This window comes from Microbacterium sp. bgisy189, assembly GCF_057707225.1.
In genome coordinates, this window is the sequence record NZ_JBYIPT010000001.1 from 525948 (window position 1) to 543804 (window position 17857).

Genomic DNA, 17857 nt, shown 5'->3' on the forward strand with positions numbered 1-17857 from the left:
CTTGCGGTTCGTGGTGATCAGGCGGGGTCGCCCGCGTCGCCCACGATGACGTGGGGGACCGCGGTGCCTTCGCCCAAGCGGTAGTTGGCGCCGACGATAGCCAGGCGCCCCTCGGCGACGGCGTCGCTGATGAGTTCGGACGCGTGCAGCAACTGGCCGATCGTGTCACGCAGGTGCTCGCGCCCGACCTCTTCGGCGTCGATCGTCGCGGGGGTGACGCCCTCGTCGGCGTGTGCGGCGATGACGCGCTTGACCGCGGGCACGATCGGTGCGATCAGGCGCCAAATGTTCGCGGGGAGGGGTGCGGCGTCGATCGCCGTGGAGTCGATCGCCGCGCGCACGGCGCCGCAGGCGTCGTGACCGAGCACGACGATGAGGGGCACCTGCAAGACGGCGACCGCATACTCGAGGCTGCCCACGACCGAGTCCGAGACGACCTGACCGGCATTGCGTACGACGAACAGGTCGCCGAGACCCTCGTCGAAGATGATCTCCGCAGCCAGGCGGGAGTCGGCGCAGCCGAACAGGGCGGCGCGCGGCGTCTGACCGCCGGCGAGTTCGTGACGACGCTCGACGTCCTGTCGCGGGTGGCGGGGCGTCCCCTCGACGAACCGGGCGTTGCCCGCTCGCATCTCGGTCCAGACGGTGCGCGGGGTCGCGGTGGCGGTCATTGCTGTGCTCCTCGAAGGGTCAGGATGTCATCGGCGACGGCTTCGGCGGCGATCGCCGCAGTCTTCGCCGACGTCGAGCCGTAGATCAGAACGGTGTCGGTGCCGGCTGCCGTCGCCAGCGCGTACGTGATGTTGCCGGTGCCACCGGCGCCTTGGTCGTATTCGTCCCACACCACTCCGGCGATCTCGACGGAGCCGCTCGGTGCCCGACCGTCGAGCGTCGTGGTCACCCACGTCTCGTCGGCGTCGAACCGCTGCGCGACGCGCACGAATCCGGATGACGGCGCGTAGACGATCCGCCACGTGCCGTCGACGATCTCGGCCGAGTTCGGGCGCCAACCCTCGGGTGTGGCCGGGGCGATGACGGGACGCCCCAGCGACTCCGATGCCACCTGCGCCGACGCGGCGACGTCTGCGGGGGCCGGCTCCGCCAGCTCGCCGCGGGGCACCGCGAAGACGATGACCGCGACGATCGCCACCGTGGCGAGCAGAGCGGCGATGAGGCTGCGGAACGTCTGGCTGGAGCGGTAGGCGGCGCTGGATGCCGCTTTGCGGGCAGCGGTCTCGTCGGGCGTCTCGGGGCGACCGAGTTCGGCGACGATGCGCGGCGCGGAGGCCATCACGCCTCCTTCGCGTCGTCCGTGGGCCGCGCGGCGTCCAGACGGCGCTTGGCGCCCAGCAGCCATTCTTCACAACGGGCCGCGAGGGCCTCGCCGCGTGTCCACAGCTCCAAGGAGTGCTCGAGTGTGGGGGCGCCCTGTTCGAGCTCGGCGACCACCCGAACCAACTCGTCGCGCGCCTGTTCGAACGAGAGGGAGGCGACGTCGACCGCGGTGTCTTCACGGGGCGTGGTCATGCATCCATCCTACGGCTGTGCATCGGGGTGCTCGGACTCGGCCACCTCGCCGTCGGAGCGCGCGGCGAACGATCCGCGCGCGACGGTCACGACGACCGCCGCGCCCGGTTCGGCCTGCGCGGCATCGCGGATGATGACACCGCCGTCCAGGTGCGCGATGGCGTAGCCGCGGTCGAGCGTGGCCCCGGGCGAGAGTGCGCGCAGCGATGCCTGCAGCGACGCAATGTCGCGATGCGCACCATCGAGCCGCCTCGAGGTCTGGTCGCGACCGCGACTGACGAGCGTCCACAGCTCGTGTGCGCGGGGGGTGAGCAGCGACTCCGGGTCGCGCAGGACAGGACGCGAGCGCAGCTGTTCGAGTTGGGTGATGTCGTGACTGAGGCGCTGCGTGAGGCGGGTGCGTGCGCGCGAGCGCAGCTGGGCGACGAGCGCCCGCTGCTCCGAGACGTCGGGGACGACCTTCTTCGCGGCATCCGTCGGCGTCGATGCGCGCAGATCGGCGACGTCGTCGAGGATCGGGTGGTCGTTCTCATGCCCGATGGCGGAGACGATCGGGGTCGTTGCCGCAGCGACCGCGCGCAGCAGCCGCTCGTCGCTGAAGCCGAGGAGCGTCTGCGGGTCGCCGCCGCCGCGGGCGATGACGATGACGTCGACGTCGGGGTCGGCATCCAGCGTCTTCAGCGCCGCGATCGTCTCCGGCACGCACCGCTCGCCCTGAACGGCCGCGTGGATGGTTCGGAATCGGACGTGCGGCCACCGCAACTCGGCGTTGCGGTGCACATCCTTCTCGGCGTCGCTGCGCTCACCGGTGATGAGGCCGATCATGTGGGGGAGGAACGGGATCGGCCGCTTGCGTGACGGGTCGAACAGACCCTCCGCCCGCAGCGTGGCCCGCAGGCGCTCGAGGGCTTCGAGCTGATCGCCCAGACCGGTGTGCCGCATCGCCGAGACGGTGAAGCTGAAATCGCCGGTCTTGATGAAGTAGTCCGGCTTCACGCAGGCGACGACTCTTGCGCCCACGCCGAGCGTCGAACGCAGATCGGCCGGCAGGCGCTGGAGCGTCGACGACCACAGGCGGAACGACAGAGCCGCATCGGTACGGGTGTCCTTGAGTCTGCCGAACACGTTGCCGCCGCGCAGATTCCAGCTCGTGATCTCGCCGTCGACCCACACCGCGCCCCATTTCTGGACGAAGTCGCGGATCGTCTCGTTCAGCCGCGAGATCGACGTCGGCGCCTGCGGGGACGAGTCGCGCGGGTGCACCGAATCCGGCGGTGCGGCGTCGCCCGGCTCGGCCTGGAACGAGGTCATGTGGTCCCTTCGGGTGTGCGGGCGAGCGGCGGTGGTCGTGTGCGGCCCGCTCTCAGCGCGGCGTCCCTAGAATCGGAGCGTGAGCTCTTCCGCCGTGCGACTGCCCGTTCCCCGTGTTCCCGGTGTGCGCGGGCGGCTTCAGGATAACCCGGTGTCCGGACACAAGCGGGTGCTGCTGGCGTCGCCCCGCGGCTACTGCGCCGGTGTCGACCGCGCCGTCATCGCCGTCGAGAAGGCGCTCGAGCGCTTCGGCGCGCCCGTCTACGTGCGCAAGCAGATCGTCCACAACATCCACGTGGTCACCGAACTCGAAGCACAGGGGGCGATCTTCGTCGAAGAGGTCGACGAAGTCCCCGAGGGTGCGCACGTCGTCTTCAGCGCCCACGGTGTCTCTCCCGCGGTCGTCTCGGCGGCATCCGATCGGGGTCTGCAAGCGATCGACGCCACGTGCCCGTTGGTGACCAAGGTGCACCGTGAGGCCGTCCGGTTCGCCCGCGACGACTTCGAGATCTTGCTGATCGGTCACGACGGTCACGAAGAGGTCGAAGGCACCGCGGGCGAGGCGCCCGACCACGTCACCGTGGTCAACTCGCCCGAAGAGGCAGACCGCGTCGAGGTGCGCGACCCGTCGAAGGTCGTCTGGCTGTCGCAGACCACGCTCTCGGTCGACGAGACCATGGAGACGGTTCGTCGTCTTCGCGAGCGCTTCCCGCAAATGGCCGATCCGCCGTCCGATGACATCTGCTACGCCACGCAGAACCGTCAGGTCGCGATCAAGAAGGTCGCGAAGGATGCGGATCTGGTGATCGTCGTCGGTTCGGCCAACTCGTCCAACAGTGTGCGACTGGTCGAAGTCGCGCTCGAATACGGCGCGAAGGCCGCGTATCGCGTCGACTACGCGCACGAGATCGAGCAGGCGTGGCTCGACGGTGTCGAGACCGTCGGCGTCACCAGCGGCGCGTCGGTTCCCGAGGTGCTGGTCACCGAGGTGCTCGATGAACTGTCGGGAGCGGGCTACCGCGACGTCGAGCAGGTTCGCACGGCCGAGGAGGACCTCATGTTCTCGCTGCCCAAAGAGCTGCGCGACGATCGTGCGCGAGGTGGTCGGGTGCGCACATGAGCACCCCCGGCGAACAGCCGCGCCCGCAGTACGGCGAATACGCGACACCCGAGGAGCAGCGCGCCCGCATCGAGCAGTCCGGCGCGACGCCGCCACCGGTGCCCGAGCAGCCGTACGTGCCGCATCCGCCGACGGCGCCGGCGACGACCGCCGCCGCGCAGCCGACCCGTCGCGCTGACCGCATCATCACCTTCGCGTTGCTCGCCTACGGACTGTTCACGGTCGTGAGCGCCATTCCGCAGCTGCTCGATTTCACGTCGTTCGCGCAGACGTGGATGGAGGTGGCCGGTGTCGACGCCGAATTCACCAATCACAGCGGCGGTGTGCTGTGGGGCCGCATCGGTGCGATCGTGTTCGCCGTCGGATGGCTCCTGACCGCCATCGCCTCATGGGCATCGCTGTCGCGCCGGCGAGTGTCGTGGTGGATTCCGTTGGTGGGTGCGATCGTGACGTTCATCATCGTGAGCGTGTGTCTCGCGGTGCCGCTGCTCGGTGACCCCGCCGTGGCCGAGCACTTCGCCATCGCGGGCTGAGATCGCCCGCCCGCCGGAGCATTGGCGCATGCCGAAGCTCCTCGCCGTCTGCGCTGTCACGATCCTGCGACCGGATGCGGGAACTGTGGGTGTGACCGCGATCGACAAGGCCGCTCGGGCCGCACCTGCGGCGGCCGAGAAACCACGAACGGCACGAGACCACCCGCGACGGGTGACTTCTCGTGCCGTTCGTGATGTCTGGATGCGTCAGCTCTGCGACTTGCCGTGCGAGCCGAGCTGCTGGGTGGCGGCGACGACGCGAGCGGCCATCGCCGACTCTGCGACCTTGCCCCAGGCGCGCGGGTCATAGGCCTTCTTGTTGCCCACCTCGCCGTCGACCTTGAGGACGCCGTCATAGTTGGCGAACATGAAGCCGGCGACCGAGCGGGTGAAGGCGTACTGGGTGTCGGTGTCGATGTTCATCTTGATGACACCGTTGGCGACCGCAAGCGCGATCTCTTCGTCGGTCGAGCCGCTGCCGCCGTGGAAGACGAGGTCGAGGGGCTTGGGGCCTGCACCGAACTTCGCGGCGATGCCCTCCTGGATCTCACCGAGGAGCTCGGGCTTGAGCTTGACGTTTCCGGGCTTGTAGACGCCGTGCACGTTGCCGAAGGTGAGGGCGGCGATCCAGCGACCCTGGTCGCCGAGGCCGAGCGCCTCGACCGCTTGGGCGACGTCACCGGTGGTGGTGTAGAGGGCGTCGTTGCTGCCCTCGTGCTTCACGCCGTCTTCTTCGCCGCCGACGACACCGATCTCGACTTCCAGGATGGCGTTGATGTTCTTCAGGCGGGGGAGCAGCTCCTGCGCGATCTCGATGTTCTCGGCCAGCGGCACGGCCGAACCGTCCCACATGTGCGACTGGAAGATCGGTTCGCCACCGGCGGCGACGACCTCTTCGCTGGCCGCGATGAGCGGCAGCACGAAGTCCTCGAGCGCGGGCTTGGGGCAGTGGTCGGTGTGCAGGGCGACTGTGATCGGGTAGTTCTTGGCGACCTCGTGGACATACTTCGCGAATGCGAGGGCGCCGGTGGAGCGTGCCTTCACCGTGTGCCCCGCAAAGTAGTCGGCGCCGCCCGTGGTGACCTGCAGGATGCCGTCGGAGCCGGCCTCGGTCAGGCCCTGGAGGACGGCGTTGATGGTCTGCGAGCTCGACACGTTGATCGCGGGGTAGGCGAATCCGCCCGCCTTCGCGCGATCGAGCATGTCGGCGTACTGATCTGGGGTGGCGACGGGCATGTGGGCTCCTCAGGATTGCGCGGTCGGTCCACGGGTACTCTAGCGAACCGCTCCGTCCCATCGCCCCCTGTGACGGTGTCGACGGCCTGGAACAGGAGTATTGCCGCGCCTCCTGCCGTGCCGTTAAGAATCGTGATTCCTTCGCCTGCGTGTGGCCGAAAGTCGCCGCGCAGAACCCGGCTCGCGGCGTAGGCTGACGTTCATGGTGAGCCTGACCGCCGACATGAGTCCGCTGCATCCCGACCGCAACCTCGCTCTCGAGCTGGTCCGAGCCACGGAGGCCGCCGCGATCCGGTCGGTGCCGTTCATCGGTCGCGGCAAGAAGGAGCTTGCCGACGGCGCCGCCGTCGACGCGATGCGGGCGTTTCTCACGACGGTCAACTTCGACGGTGTGATCGTGATCGGCGAGGGCGAGAAGGACAACGCCCCCATGCTCTTCAACGGCGAGAAGGTCGGCACCGGCCGCGGCCCGCAGTGCGACATCGCGGTGGACCCGATCGACGGCACGACGCTCACCGCCGAGGGTCGCAACAACGCACTGTCGGTGCTCGCCGTCGCTGACCGCGGTGCCATGCTCGACGCCTCGAGCGTGTTCTATATGGACAAGCTCGTCACGGGGCCGGCCGGTGTCGGGGTCGTCGACATCCGTCTGCCGATCGGTGAGAACATCCGCCGTCTCGCGAAGGCGCTCGACAAGCCCGTCGACGAGCTCGTCGTCTCGGTGTTGAACCGTCCGCGCCACGCCCAGCTGATCGATGAGATCCGCGAGGCGGGTGCCGGCACGCGACTGATGAGCGACGGCGACGTCGCAGGTGGCATCAATGCGGCCCGGCACAATGCACGCACCGACATGTGCGTCGGAATCGGCGGCAGCCCCGAGGGGATCGTCACCGCCTGCGCCATCAAGGCGCTCGGCGGTCACATCCAGGGACGCCTGTGGCCACGCGACGACGATGAGAAGCAGCGCGGCGTCGATGCGGGACTCCAGCTCGACGACTTCGTGTACGAGGCCGACGATCTGGTCAAGGGCAAGAACACCATCTTCGTCGCGACCGGCGTCACCAACGGCGAGCTCGTCGGCGGGGTGCGTCGGTCGGGGGACCATCTCTACACGGAGTCGGTCGTGCTGCGCGGTGCGTCCGGCACGCTGCGTCGCATCTCGTCGGAGCACCTCACCTCGAAGTGGCTGTGACCATTTCGAGACCGTGACGCGCGTTCGCGTGCAGGCGAAGCGCAGGAGCCCTCTGGCACAATGGGAGCCGTTGTCAGCGGCGACACCGTCATCCACGCGAAAAACGGGGGTTCCATTGTCTACAGCGTCTGAGCGACCCGTCACGGGTCAGATCGCGGTCCCTGTCGACCCCGCCCGGCGACCCGACGTGTTGCTGCGACGCCGCGCCCCTGAAGGTCACCGTGTCAGCGCGTGGTGGCTCATCGGCGCGTTCGTGGGCGTCTCGCTGGCCGTCGTCGGCCTCATGAACTTCTTCCCCGGCGGCTGATCTCGGCGTCCGCGTCGTTCCCGGCGCCGCCGTGCGCGTCATGGCCCAGCCGATCTCGCACACCCCCGAGATCTGCGCTCATCTCCGGCGTAAGCAGTTCGGGAGCAGTGAGCCCTCGTGGAGCGTCTTCGATCTGCCCTGGTCCCGTCGTGGCCGACAGCTTGGTGTCATCGATGCCGGGAAACCGGCGCGCCGTGACGAGCACGCGCGATTCGAGCGAGCCCGCGAACCGGTTGTAGCTCGCGACCGTGCGCTCGATGGCACGTCGCAGATCGTCCGCGTGACCGGCGAGCGACCCGAGCCGCTGGTAAAGCTCGTTGCCGAGCGCGAACAGCGTGCGAGCCTCGTCTGACACGTCTTGCTGGGTCCATGTGTATGCGACCGTCTTGAGCACCGCCCAAAGGTTCACGGGCGAAGCGAGTGCGACGCGGCGAGAGAAGGCGTAGTCGAGCAGCGCCGGGTCTTCTTCGAGCGCGGCGGCCAGCAGTGACTCGCTCGGGATGAAGCAGACGACGAACTCGGGGCTGCTGGCAAGGCCCGCCCAGTAGGTCTTCTTGGCCAGCGTGTCGACGTGGGCGCGAACCGCCTTCACGTGACGGTCGAGCAGTGTCTTTCGACGCGCTGCCTCGGCGCCCTGCGCCGTGACCGGGATCGCGCTCGCCTCGAGGTACGCGTCGAGCGGCACCTTCGCGTCGATCGCGAGAGCCTTGTCGCCCGGCAGCCGCACGACCATGTCGGGACGCCCGGCGCCGGCATCCGAAGAGATCGTGGCCTGGGTGTCGAAATCGACGTACCGGGTGAGGCCCGCGGATTCGACGATCCGCCGCAGCTGCGTCTCGCCCCACACGCCGCGTGCCGACGTGGACCGCAACGCACCTGCCAGGGATTCGGTGGTCGCGCGCAGCGCCTCGTCGGATTCCTGCGCGCGCCGGAGCTGTTCGGCGAGTGAACCGAACTGTGCGTGCCGCTCGCGTTCGAGCGCATCGACCTTGGTCTGCATCGACTGCAGGGACTCTTGCACGGGCGCCAACGCGCGCAGCACGAGCTGTTCGCGACGATCGCGCTCCTCGCGTGCGGCCTGATCACTGCGCGCGTGCTGCGCAGCCTCGCGCTGCGCGTGCAGCGCCTGCGCGAGCTGGCGCTCGAGGGAGACGGCGGCGGCCTCGGCGGCTGCGGCCCTGCTCGACAGGTCTTCACGCGTGCGCAGGGCCCTGGCGGCCTCACGGGCGGTTCCCGTGAACCACCCGGCGAGCGCGCCGGCGACGAGGCAAGCGACGACGATGACGGCGACGATCAGGGCATCCATGCATCCAGCATGACCCGCACCGCCGACATCGGTCGGAACGTCAGCCCGCGACGGCGGCGGCCGCGCGCTCTGCGCCCTGTTCGGCCGTCGGCAATTGGGGGACGCGCAACCCGAGCAACATCGCGAGTTCGATGATGTCGCCGGCCCCGGCACGTGCCGCCGAGTCGATCATGATCTGCGCGCACGCAAGTGCGTCGGCCGTCGCGTCGTGGTGGGCGAAGTCGAGGTGACCGGCGGCCGCTGCCACCAGCGGCAGGCGATAGGAATCGAGGTCGTACGTCTTGCGTGCCACCTGCAGGCTGCAGACGTAGCGCGCTGCGGGCCAGGCGTCCCCGGTGACCTCGCACGCGCGGCGCAAGACCGCCATGTCGAACCCTGCGTTGTGCGCGACGAGCACGTCGTCGCCGATGAAGTCCGACAGGTCGGTGAGTTGGCCGGTCCAGGTCTTCGCATCGGTCACGTCCTCGGGGCGGATGCCGTGGATGCCGATGTTCAGCTCGAAGAAACGGTCGTGGCCGGGCGGTGGCTGAATGAGCCATCCCTGCGATGCGACGACGCGGCCGTCTCGGACGCGAGCCAACCCGACGGCGCACGCCGACGCGCTCGAGGAATTCGCCGTCTCGAAGTCGATCGCGGTGAAGTCCAGGGCCACGCTCTCAGACTCTCCCGGCGGTTCCGGTGAGGCGCGGAGGCGCGCCGTAGGCTGGCGCCATGGCCACCCGGGATGAGATGTCGCAGTCGTTCGGGCGGGCGGCGGACGCCTACGAACAGGGGCGTCCCGCGTACCCGGCGGAATCGGTCGAGTGGATGCTCGCGCCGTCCCGGCGGGCCGAGCCTGCCGTGCGGGTCGCCGATGTCGGGGCGGGGACCGGAAAGCTCACGCGTACCCTCGTCGAGGCCGGAGCCGAAGTCGTCGCGATCGACCCGGATGCCGAGATGCTTCGTGCGCTGCGTGCGCACGTGCGCGGTGTGCCGACGTACGAGGGGACCGCGGAGCGGCTTCCGCTGCCCGACGAGTCGGTCGATGCCGTCGTGCTCGGACAGGCATGGCATTGGGTCGAGCCCGTCGCGGGATGCGCGGAGATCGGACGGGTGCTGCGGCCGGGTGGCGTGCTCGGACTCGTGTGGAACATCCGGGACGAATCGGTGCCGTGGGTGCGCAGGCTGACCGAGATCATGCGTGGGAGTCACGCCGAGCAGATGCTCGCCGCGGGGGATCCGCCGGTGGCGCCACCGTTCACCGCGACCGAGCGGCGTCAGTGGCGGTGGAGCCGCGAGATGACGCGCGCGGCGCTCACCTCGATGGTGTTCTCACGCAGCTACCTGATCACGGCAGACGAGGATGAACGCGCACGGGTCGACGCCGAGATCACCGACCTGTTCGACGAGGTGGGCGCGGTGGAAGACGCGACGATCGCTCTGCCCTACGTGACATCGGCTTACCGGTCTGTCGCAGGATGACCTTCGCCCACGGCGGGTGACACCGCGACCGCGACCGCGGTGACGGATGCCAGCGTCACGACGAGCAGTTCGCCGCCGTCTTCGGCGAACCCCGCCAGGTTGGACCGGGTCACGACGTGGACGAGGTCGACGACGACGGCGAAGACCGCGAGTGCGGCGAGCAGGGTCGCGAGGACGACCGTCGCGATCACGCCGTTTGCCGTACGCCGGCGCAGCCCGATCGCGAACGCGAGCAGAGAGCAGACCCCGACGACGAGCCAGAAGGCGAGTTCGCCGAGATGGCGGCCTTCGACGGGCCCGACTGCGAACGGCTCCAGCGCCGGCCCCAGTGCATGACCGGCGCGCTCGTGCCAGCGAAGTCGATTGTCGCCCGCGATGACGAGCAGGACGAGCATCCAGGCGATGAGCAGACCGTCGCGACGGCGCCAACCCGCCCACCCGACCGCCGCTGCGGCGATGAGTGTGAGCACGAGTTCCCACGCCTCAAGCAGGGACGAGTCGTCGAACGGGCTGAGCAGAGCCGGCAGTGGCGCGCCCACGGCGCCGATGTAGTGCAGGGTGTGCCAGGTGAACGCGATGGCGAACATGGCCGCGCTTACGGTGAGCACGGTGATCGCGTAGGGACGGGTGGGCGCGCGACACGCCCACCCGTACACCGTCCGCCAGCACTCCAGCAGCATCCCGCGCATCCGCACCCCCCCTCGTGCGCCGTCGCCGACGCATTCGGTTGACGCTACAGAAGTGCTCTAAGGCCCGTCTAAGACGGGGCTGAAGATCGGAACGCCGTCAGTACTTCATGACGATGCGGCCGTCGATCTTGCCGTGCTCCATTCGCTCGAAGATGTCGTTGATGTCGTCGATCGATGCCACGGCGACGGTGGGATGGATCTCACCGCGTGCGTAGAAGTCGAGGGCTTCGACCATGTCCTGCCGGGTGCCGACGATCGAGCCGCGGATCGTGATGGCGCGCAGCACGATGTCGAAGATGTCCGCGGGGAAGGCCCCGGGCGGGAGGCCGTTGAAGACGACGGTTGCGCCACGACGGGTCACCGCAAGGGCCTGCGCGAACGCCTTCGGGTGGACGGCGGTCACGAGCACGCCGTGGGCGCCCCCGATCGCCTCCTGAACTGCTGGACCCGGATCTTCGGTGGCGGCGTTGACGGTGACCTCGGCGCCGTGGGAGCGGGCGAGTTCGAGCTTGGCGTCGTCGACGTCGACTGCCGCCACCCGCATCCCCATGGCGCGCGCATATTGCACGGCGATGTGGCCGAGGCCGCCGATGCCGGAGATCACGACCCATTCGCCCGGGCGGGTGTCGGTCATCTTCAGGCCCTTGTAGACGGTGACGCCGGCGCACAGGATCGGGGCGACCTCGACGGGGTCGGCGCCGGCCGGGATGCGGGCGGCGAAGCGTTCGTCGACGAGCATGTACTCGCCGAAGCTGCCATCGACGGAGTAGCCGCCGTTCTGCTGCTCGGGACACAGGGTCTCCCAGCCGGTGCGGCAGTACTCGCACGTGCCGCACGCGGACCACAGCCACGCGTTGCCGACGAGGTCACCGACCGCGAGCGTGGTGACGTCATCGCCGAGCGCGACCACCTCGCCGTAGCCCTCGTGCCCCGGGATCAGGTCCGACTTCGGTGCGACCGGCCAGTCGCCACGCGCGGCGTGCAGGTCGGTGTGGCACACGCCGCTCGTGATGACCTTCACGAGCGCCTGGTGCGGTCCGGGTGTCGGAATGGGCACATCGGCGACGTGGAGGGGCTTGTCGTGGGCCGTCACGACGGCAGCGCGCATGGTGCCGGCGTGTTCGGTGCCGGTCTGTTCGGCGGTGGGGGAGTCGGCCAGGGGCAGGGTCGTCATCGACATCACTTCCTTGTGGTGGGTGTTCGTGCCTGTTCCGGCAGGCTATGAAGCGCTACGTTGCGGACGGTTGCGAGGGCGCCGACACGTAGACTGGATGCCCGTGGCACTCACCATCGGAATCGTCGGCCTCCCCAACGTCGGCAAGTCGACCCTCTTCAACGCACTGACCAAGAACCAGGTGCTCGCGGCGAACTATCCGTTCGCGACGATCGAGCCGAACGTCGGGGTCGTGAACCTTCCTGACCCGCGGTTGGACGCGCTCGCCGAGATCTTCCACTCCGAGCGGATCCTTCCCGCCGCGGTGTCGTTCGTCGACATCGCCGGCATCGTGCGCGGCGCGAGCGAAGGTGAGGGGCTCGGCAACAAGTTCCTCGCCAACATCCGTGAGGCCGACGCGATCGCCCAGGTGGTGCGCGGGTTCGCCGATGACGATGTCGTGCACGTCGACGGCGCCGTCAACCCGGCGTCCGACATGGAGACGATCAACGCGGAGCTGCAGCTCGCGGACCTCGAGACCCTCGAGAAGGCGATCACCCGGTACGAGAAGGAAGTACGCGGCAAGAAGCTCGACCCCTCGGTGCTCGCGGCGGCCCAGGCCGCGCAGGAGGTGCTGCAGCGCGGTGAGCTGCTGTCGGCGTCGGGGCTTGACCTCGCGCCGATCAAGGAGCTCGGGCTGCTGACGGCCAAGCCCTTCATCTTCGTCTTCAACGTCGACGAGGCAGTCCTCACCGACGCGGGGCGCAAGGCGGAGCTCGAAGCGCTCGTCGCGCCCGCGAAGGCCGTGTTCCTCGACGCGAAGATCGAGTCCGAGCTCATCGACCTCGATCCGGAGGATGCCGCTGAACTGCTGGCATCCACCGGCCAGGACGAGTCGGGTCTCGACCAGCTCGCCCGCATCGGCTTCGACACGCTCGGGCTGCAGACCTATCTGACGGCGGGGCCGAAGGAAGCACGTGCCTGGACGATCGGCAAGGGCTGGAAGGCGCCTCAGGCGGCGGGCGTCATCCACACTGACTTCGAGAAGGGCTTCATCAAGGCGGAGGTCATCTCGTTCGACGACCTCGTCGCGCTCGGCTCGGTCGCCGAGGCCCGCGCGAAGGGCAAGGCGCGCCTCGAGGGCAAGGACTACGTCATGCAGGACGGCGACGTCGTGGAGTTTCGCTTCAACGTGTGAGCTTGAGCGAGCGTGGCCGCTCTGGGAGAACTCGACGCCGACGTGGGATGTCGGATACACCACCACACCGGACATGTATGGGTTGTCGGAAGACCTGACGCGCGAAATGGCTGCGTGGAGCGCGCTGTGGGAGGCGAACTTCGATCCGTTCGATGACTGGAAGAGCGACGCTGCACGTGAACGGTGGCGCAAGGACGGCGCGGACATCGCAGCGCGCCTCCGCCCGAGGCGCTGCAGGAGTGGCGTGAGCGGCGAGAAGTCCTTCGCGCCGATGAGCGCGGAGAGGTCATCAACTAAGCGCGAGCCGGCATCCGGCGGAGTCGTTTCGACGTGGTCGGCGAGGGCGTATCGTGACCGCATGACGGTCACTTCCCTGTTTCCGATCCTCGCCACGCCTGATCTGCCTCGTCTTGTGGCGTTCTACGAGGCGGCGCTCTGCGGGAGTGTGACGTACCGGTTCCCACACGAAGACGGTGGTGACGCATACGTCAGCCTGTCACTCGGGGGTGCGCCGCTCGGGATCGGCCGCGATGCCGCCGCCACGAGCCCCGCGCCCGCCGACCGCATCGCGATCTGGTGCTACGTCGACGATGTCGATGCCACCCATGCGCAGGTCGTCGAAGCCGGTGGCGCTTCGCGGCAGGAGCCGAGCGACATGCCGTGGGGCGAGCGCGTCGCGCAGGTGCACGACCCCGACGGGAACCTGCTGCATCTTGCGTTGCAGCCGACGTGACCGTGGTCAGTCGCTCAGCCGGCGTCGATGAGGAGCGAGAGGGCTGCGCCGGCGGCGGCGCATGCGATGCCGGGAATGCCCAGGATCGTCGCCGCGAAGAGGAAGCGCCCGTTCATGCGGTTCAGTTCCCGCGCGATCTCGATGACTTGTATCTGCGCTTCCGCGATGCGGGGGTGTGCTTTGGTCGCCGGCAGCGCCAGCACGTCGGGAACCGAAATCGCCTGGAGCGACTTGATGTCGAACATGCCGGCCTTCACCGGCCGGGCGACGACGAGGGCCGCAGTTCCGGCGAGTGCGAACAGGATGACGGCGGCAGCGAGGAACCATGCCGCGACGCCCGGAATCTGATACCCCTCGAGTGAGGTGACGATGCCGGCCAGCCCGAGGAAGATCGCGATGAGCGCGCCACAGGCAGAGACGACGGCGGTGCTGCGTGTCTGCAGTGATTCCGCAGTCGCGTGCGCCTGCGCGAGCTGATCGTCGATCACCTTGAGGACGGCTGCAGCGGCGGTCGGCACCGGTTCTTCGCGTCGACGGAACATCACGGAGACCCCGGGTCGTGGACGGTCGCACGAACACCATCGAGCGTGGCGTCATACGCGACGCTCACGTGCACGCCGCCCGTGAGCGTTGCCGGGTTCGGCAACGCCCGGTAGTGCGCCACGATGCCCGAGTCAATGCTGTCGAGCTCATAGGCGATCGGCTCGGACGCGGATGCGGCGAGCCCGGGCAGCGCGTGGAGCCCCTTGACGACGATGATCGGAGGAAATTCGCCCTTACCCACCGAGGTCCCCGCGGCGCGAAGATCGAGATGCGTTACAGAGGACAGGTCGACGAGGTACTCGCGGTCCATGAGGGCTCCATTCCCCGTTGGCTGCGTGCTGTCGCCATGGTCTCGGCGTTCGGCGCCGTTGTCAACAGGCCTGCGCAGCCGCTCGCTCTCCGCCCGACGTACACTGGAGCCATGTCGACACAGAACCTCCCCACCCCGCAGCTGCAGCCCGTCGAGGACGAGAAGAACCTCCTCCAGGCCGAGGGCGCGTCCTGCTGCGGCGGCGGCTGCTGCAGCTGAGCGCTCCGTTCCGCGTGGACTGACAGCGGAACCAGCATTCGACCATAGGGTCCGCATAGCGGCATCCGGTGGAGTAGCGACATGGCCACTCCACGACTTCGACCTACCACGATCCTTCTGACGACCGCGCTCGCGTTCGGCACCGTCGGCTGCACTGCCGTCGGCGCGACGTCCTCGACGGGCGACAGCACCGCAGTCGGCGCCAGCGCTGAGAACGTCGCCGCGGTCTGGGACTCGAGCACCGTCCACTCGTTCTCGGTCACGTTCGACGAGGATGAATACGACGCGATGATCGCGACGTACCTCGAGTCCGAGGAGAAGGAGTGGATCACCGCGACCGTGGTGATCGACGGCGTGACGTACGAGAACGTCGGCCTGAAGCTCAAGGGCAACTCGTCGCTGCGAGGGCTCACGACCGACGCCGACGCCGATCTGAGTTCGACCAATCCCGAAACGTTGCCCTGGATCATCCGTCTCGACAAGAACGTCGACGGGCAGAGTCACGACGGCGCGACCGAGTTCGTCGTCCGGGCGAACAGTAGCGAGACGGCCCTCAACGAGGCCGTCGCACTCGACCTGCTCGAGGCCGCGGGCCTTGCCAGCGAAGAGGCGGTCACGGCGCGCTTCTCGGCGAACGGTTCCGAGGAGGTGCTGCGGCTCGTGATCGAGAACCCCGAAGACACTTGGATGGAGCGCGAACTCGGCTCGGGTCTGCTCTACAAGGCCGAAGCCGGTGGCGACTACAGCTACCGCGGCGAGGATGCCGAGTCCTACACCGACGTGTTCGATCAGGAGGCCGGGGACGACGACCTCACGCCGCTCATCGACTTCCTCCAGTGGCTGAACGAGTCCAGCGACGAGGAGTTCGCTGCAGACCTCGGCGACCACCTCGATGTGGAGGCGTTCGCGACCTACCTCGCCTTCCAGGATCTCGTCTCCAACATGGACGACATCGACGGGCCGGGCAACAACTCCTACCTCTATTACGACAGTGACACGGGGCTCATGACCGTCGTCAACTGGGACCTCAACCTGGCGTTCGGTCAGGCGAACGTCGGCGGTGGCGGCGGCGGCATGGGCGGTGGTGGCGGCATGCCCGAAGACGGCGAGCAGGCCGAGGGGATGCCGACCGACCGGCCCACTGACATCCCTGAGGGGATGGGCGACCCGGGGGAGATGCCCGAAGGCGGAGATATGCCCACCGACGGCGAGAGGCCCGAAGGTGGCAATGCCGGCGGCCGCGGCGGGTTCGGCGGCAGCAACATCCTGTCAGAACGCTTCCTCGCCGACGAGGACTTCCAGGCCCTGTATCAGGAGGCGCGGGAGACCCTGCAGGCCGAACTGTTCGACTCGGGCCTGGCCGACGACATCCTCGCCGCGTGGACGGAGACGCTCACCGACGAGGCCACCGACCTGGTCGACGCGGACACCATCGAGACGGAATCCGAGACACTGTCCGACGCGTTCCCGTCGTGACGATCAGTGTCCGGCGGGCGCGCCCTCGGCCGCTTCGGTCTTGCGCACGAAGAACGCGCTGACCAACAGCGGAACGGCCATGAACGTCGCGACCAGGAAGGCCGTCTGCGCACCCTGGGCGCCCGCGGCGGTCTCCGACGCACCGCCTGCCTCGGCGGCTGCCGTGACGGCCGTCATGGTCGTCACCAGGACCGCCACACCGGCGGCGCCGGCAACCTGCTGGATCGTCGAGAGGATCGCCGACCCGTACGAGTACAGGTGCGGAGTGAGCGAACCCATCGCCGAGGTCATCAGCGGTGTGAACGACATCGCGAGGCCGAGAGAGAGCACGGTCTGGGCGATGACGATCAGCCACAGCGACGTACCGTCGCCGAACGTCGAGAACAGCCATAGCACGCCGATCGCCAGCACCGTGCCGGGCACGAGCAGCAGTCGCGGTCCGCGGGCGTCGTAGATGCGGCCGATCACGGGCCCCGCGAGGCCCATCAGCAGCGCGCCGGGCAGGACGGCGAGGCCGGTGTCGAGCGACGAGATGCCGAGCACCGTCTGCATGTAGAGCGGCAGCAGCGTGATGACGCCGAAGAACGCGGCAGACAGCAGCGTCATGTGGGAGATGGCGAGCGTGAAGTTGCCCGACCGGAACACGCGAAGGTCGAGCAGTGCGTTGTCGGTGCGCTGCAGGATCATCTGCCGCCAGATGAGGCCCGCGAGGGCGATCACCGCGACCGTCAGCGAGACGATCATCACGAGCGGTGAGCTCGTGGATGCCGCGGCCTCATCGGCACCACCGTGGCCGCTGCCGATCTGACTGAGTCCGAACACGAGCCCGCCGAAGCCGAGCGCCGACAGGATGACAGACAGGACGTCGATCGGCGCGTGGGTGTTCTCGCCGATGTTGACCATCCACCGTGCGCCGACGAAGAGCGCGACCAGCGCGATCGGCAGCACGATGCCGAAGATCCAGCGCCATCCGAGCGTGTCCAGCAACAGCCCTGACATCGTGGGGCCGATGGCGGGTGCCAGGGCGATCACGAGTGAGACGCGGCCCATCATGCGCCCTCGGGATGCCGCCGGGACGAGCGTCATGATCGTCGTCATCAGCAGGGGCATCATGATCGCGGTGCCCGAGGCCTGCACGACTCGGGCGATGAGCAGCACGGGGAATCCGGGTGCGACGACCGCGACCGCGGTGCCGAGGCTGAACAGGCTCATCGCTGCGATGAACATCTGCCGTGTCGTGAAGCGCCGCAGCAGGAAGCCGGTCACGGGGATGACGACGCCCATTGTCAGCATGAATGCGGTCGTCAGCCACTGCGCGTCGACCGCCGTGATGTGGAGGTCCGTGATCAGGTGGGGGATCGCGACCCCCATCGTCGTCTCGTTGAGGATCGCGACGAACGCCGCGGCCAGCAGCAGCCAGATCACTCGCGTGCGGGAGGCACCGACCGAGTTCGGGGCGGTGGTCGTCGGATAGGTGTCGGTGGCGGACATGCGCGATCTCCTTCGAAGGATGAGCGGAGGCAAGCGCCGCCGAGAGCCGGGG

General features: G+C 68.5%; 20 protein-coding genes. 8 read left to right on the plus strand and 12 right to left on the minus strand.

The annotated features are described in order from the left end of the window. Window positions 1-17 precede the first annotated feature (17 nt). Genes AC3ENX_RS02525 through xseA form a run of 4 tightly spaced genes read right to left on the minus strand, consistent with a single transcriptional unit; the run spans window position 18 to window position 2838 of the window. On the minus strand, window positions 18-671 hold the full coding sequence (locus tag AC3ENX_RS02525) for a carbonic anhydrase (RefSeq protein WP_434810255.1): 654 nt from the start codon (window positions 669-671) through the stop codon (window positions 18-20). Then, window positions 668-1291, minus strand: a complete 624-nt coding sequence (locus AC3ENX_RS02530) for a DUF4245 family protein (protein WP_434810256.1) — start codon at window positions 1289-1291, stop codon at window positions 668-670. Before AC3ENX_RS02530 ends, AC3ENX_RS02525 begins: the two co-directional genes overlap by 4 nt. Further along, window positions 1291-1527, minus strand: a complete 237-nt coding sequence (locus AC3ENX_RS02535; protein ID WP_434810257.1) for an exodeoxyribonuclease VII small subunit — start codon at window positions 1525-1527, stop codon at window positions 1291-1293. Before AC3ENX_RS02535 ends, AC3ENX_RS02530 begins: the two co-directional genes overlap by 1 nt. A gap of 9 nt (window positions 1528-1536) precedes the next feature. Beyond that, a complete protein-coding gene (gene xseA / locus AC3ENX_RS02540; protein ID WP_434810258.1) occupies window positions 1537-2838 on the minus strand; it encodes an exodeoxyribonuclease VII large subunit in 1302 nt (433 codons plus the stop codon). Between the two features lie 151 nt (window positions 2839-2989). Between xseA and AC3ENX_RS02545 the strand changes: the two genes are divergently transcribed. Together AC3ENX_RS02545 and AC3ENX_RS02550 are read left to right on the plus strand one after the other, a co-directional pair. Continuing rightward, entirely contained in the window at window positions 2990-3958 is a 969-nt protein-coding gene (locus AC3ENX_RS02545) for a 4-hydroxy-3-methylbut-2-enyl diphosphate reductase (RefSeq protein ID WP_434810259.1), read from the plus strand. After that, on the plus strand, window positions 3955-4491 hold the full coding sequence (locus AC3ENX_RS02550) for a DUF6264 family protein (RefSeq protein ID WP_434810260.1): 537 nt from the start codon (window positions 3955-3957) through the stop codon (window positions 4489-4491). Before AC3ENX_RS02545 ends, AC3ENX_RS02550 begins: the two co-directional genes overlap by 4 nt. 207 nt (window positions 4492-4698) lie before the next feature. Here AC3ENX_RS02550 and fbaA read toward each other — a convergent pair whose 3' ends face one another. Next, on the minus strand, window positions 4699-5727 hold the full coding sequence (fbaA, locus tag AC3ENX_RS02555; protein ID WP_434810261.1) for a class II fructose-bisphosphate aldolase: 1029 nt from the start codon (window positions 5725-5727) through the stop codon (window positions 4699-4701). A gap of 202 nt (window positions 5728-5929) precedes the next feature. Here fbaA and glpX point away from each other — a divergent pair, with 202 nt between their 5' ends. After that, window positions 5930-6919 (plus strand): class II fructose-bisphosphatase, encoded by a 990-nt coding sequence (glpX, locus tag AC3ENX_RS02560; RefSeq protein ID WP_434810262.1) that lies wholly within the window; start codon window positions 5930-5932, stop codon window positions 6917-6919. A gap of 115 nt (window positions 6920-7034) precedes the next feature. Next, window positions 7035-7226 (plus strand): UDP-N-acetylmuramyl pentapeptide phosphotransferase, encoded by a 192-nt coding sequence (locus AC3ENX_RS02565; RefSeq protein ID WP_434810263.1) that lies wholly within the window; start codon window positions 7035-7037, stop codon window positions 7224-7226. Here AC3ENX_RS02565 and AC3ENX_RS02570 read toward each other — a convergent pair. Both AC3ENX_RS02570 and AC3ENX_RS02575 read right to left on the minus strand, forming a co-directional pair. Further along, on the minus strand, window positions 7201-8532 hold the full coding sequence (locus AC3ENX_RS02570; protein WP_434810264.1) for a DNA recombination protein RmuC: 1332 nt from the start codon (window positions 8530-8532) through the stop codon (window positions 7201-7203). The two genes, AC3ENX_RS02565 and AC3ENX_RS02570, sit on opposite strands and share 26 nt — an antisense overlap. Window positions 8533-8572: 40 nt before the next feature. Next, complete coding sequence (locus AC3ENX_RS02575; RefSeq protein ID WP_434810265.1) at window positions 8573-9184, minus strand: exonuclease domain-containing protein; 612 nt, start codon at window positions 9182-9184, stop codon at window positions 8573-8575. A 59-nt stretch (window positions 9185-9243) separates the two neighbouring features. On the opposite strand from AC3ENX_RS02575, the gene AC3ENX_RS02580 reads away from it, so the two are divergent. Next, window positions 9244-9993, plus strand: coding sequence for a class I SAM-dependent methyltransferase (locus tag AC3ENX_RS02580; RefSeq protein ID WP_434810266.1), 750 nt, complete (start codon window positions 9244-9246; stop codon window positions 9991-9993). On the opposite strand, the gene AC3ENX_RS02585 is transcribed toward AC3ENX_RS02580, so the two are convergent. Further along, entirely contained in the window at window positions 9972-10682 is a 711-nt protein-coding gene (locus AC3ENX_RS02585; RefSeq protein WP_434810267.1) for a hypothetical protein, read from the minus strand. The genes AC3ENX_RS02580 and AC3ENX_RS02585 overlap by 22 nt on opposite strands. A gap of 97 nt (window positions 10683-10779) precedes the next feature. Further along, entirely contained in the window at window positions 10780-11790 is a 1011-nt protein-coding gene (adhP, locus tag AC3ENX_RS02590) for an alcohol dehydrogenase AdhP (RefSeq protein ID WP_434810387.1), read from the minus strand. 169 nt (window positions 11791-11959) lie between these two features. On the opposite strand from adhP, the gene ychF reads away from it, so the two are divergent. Together ychF and AC3ENX_RS02600 are read left to right on the plus strand one after the other, a co-directional pair. Further along, a complete protein-coding gene (gene ychF / locus AC3ENX_RS02595; RefSeq protein ID WP_434810268.1) occupies window positions 11960-13033 on the plus strand; it encodes a redox-regulated ATPase YchF in 1074 nt (357 codons plus the stop codon). A 358-nt stretch (window positions 13034-13391) separates the two neighbouring features. Further along, on the plus strand, window positions 13392-13766 hold the full coding sequence (locus tag AC3ENX_RS02600) for a VOC family protein (RefSeq protein WP_434810269.1): 375 nt from the start codon (window positions 13392-13394) through the stop codon (window positions 13764-13766). A 14-nt stretch (window positions 13767-13780) separates the two neighbouring features. Here AC3ENX_RS02600 and AC3ENX_RS02605 read toward each other — a convergent pair whose 3' ends face one another. Both AC3ENX_RS02605 and AC3ENX_RS02610 read right to left on the minus strand, forming a co-directional pair. Continuing rightward, on the minus strand, window positions 13781-14308 hold the full coding sequence (locus AC3ENX_RS02605; RefSeq protein WP_434810270.1) for a hypothetical protein: 528 nt from the start codon (window positions 14306-14308) through the stop codon (window positions 13781-13783). Further along, window positions 14308-14619: a hypothetical protein gene (locus tag AC3ENX_RS02610; RefSeq protein ID WP_434810271.1), complete on the minus strand. Its 312-nt coding sequence runs from the start codon at window positions 14617-14619 to the stop codon at window positions 14308-14310. Before AC3ENX_RS02610 ends, AC3ENX_RS02605 begins: the two co-directional genes overlap by 1 nt. 300 nt (window positions 14620-14919) lie before the next feature. On the opposite strand from AC3ENX_RS02610, the gene AC3ENX_RS02615 reads away from it, so the two are divergent. Next, on the plus strand, window positions 14920-16314 hold the full coding sequence (locus AC3ENX_RS02615; RefSeq protein ID WP_434810272.1) for a CotH kinase family protein: 1395 nt from the start codon (window positions 14920-14922) through the stop codon (window positions 16312-16314). 3 nt (window positions 16315-16317) lie between these two features. On the opposite strand, the gene AC3ENX_RS02620 is transcribed toward AC3ENX_RS02615, so the two are convergent. Continuing rightward, complete coding sequence (locus tag AC3ENX_RS02620; RefSeq protein ID WP_434810274.1) at window positions 16318-17805, minus strand: DHA2 family efflux MFS transporter permease subunit; 1488 nt, start codon at window positions 17803-17805, stop codon at window positions 16318-16320. Window positions 17806-17857 lie beyond the last annotated feature (52 nt).

Coding starts and splice junctions, on each gene's coding strand:
- AC3ENX_RS02585 (WP_434810267.1), bottom strand. CDS start 10,682: ATGCGCGGGATGCTGCTGGAGTGCTGGCGGACGGTGTACGGGTGGGCG.
- xseA (WP_434810258.1), bottom strand. CDS start 2,838: ATGACCTCGTTCCAGGCCGAGCCGGGCGACGCCGCACCGCCGGATTCG.
- AC3ENX_RS02610 (WP_434810271.1), bottom strand. CDS start 14,619: ATGGACCGCGAGTACCTCGTCGACCTGTCCTCTGTAACGCATCTCGAT.
- AC3ENX_RS02600 (WP_434810269.1), top strand. CDS start 13,392: ATGACGGTCACTTCCCTGTTTCCGATCCTCGCCACGCCTGATCTGCCT.
- glpX (WP_434810262.1), top strand. CDS start 5,930: ATGGTGAGCCTGACCGCCGACATGAGTCCGCTGCATCCCGACCGCAAC.
- AC3ENX_RS02620 (WP_434810274.1), bottom strand. CDS start 17,805: ATGTCCGCCACCGACACCTATCCGACGACCACCGCCCCGAACTCGGTC.
- AC3ENX_RS02525 (WP_434810255.1), bottom strand. CDS start 671: ATGACCGCCACCGCGACCCCGCGCACCGTCTGGACCGAGATGCGAGCG.
- AC3ENX_RS02615 (WP_434810272.1), top strand. CDS start 14,920: ATGGCCACTCCACGACTTCGACCTACCACGATCCTTCTGACGACCGCG.
- fbaA (WP_434810261.1), bottom strand. CDS start 5,727: ATGCCCGTCGCCACCCCAGATCAGTACGCCGACATGCTCGATCGCGCG.
- adhP (WP_434810387.1), bottom strand. CDS start 11,790: ATGCGCGCTGCCGTCGTGACGGCCCACGACAAGCCCCTCCACGTCGCC.
- AC3ENX_RS02530 (WP_434810256.1), bottom strand. CDS start 1,291: ATGGCCTCCGCGCCGCGCATCGTCGCCGAACTCGGTCGCCCCGAGACG.
- AC3ENX_RS02550 (WP_434810260.1), top strand. CDS start 3,955: ATGAGCACCCCCGGCGAACAGCCGCGCCCGCAGTACGGCGAATACGCG.
- AC3ENX_RS02570 (WP_434810264.1), bottom strand. CDS start 8,532: ATGGATGCCCTGATCGTCGCCGTCATCGTCGTCGCTTGCCTCGTCGCC.
- AC3ENX_RS02535 (WP_434810257.1), bottom strand. CDS start 1,527: ATGACCACGCCCCGTGAAGACACCGCGGTCGACGTCGCCTCCCTCTCG.
- AC3ENX_RS02580 (WP_434810266.1), top strand. CDS start 9,244: ATGGCCACCCGGGATGAGATGTCGCAGTCGTTCGGGCGGGCGGCGGAC.
- AC3ENX_RS02605 (WP_434810270.1), bottom strand. CDS start 14,308: ATGTTCCGTCGACGCGAAGAACCGGTGCCGACCGCCGCTGCAGCCGTC.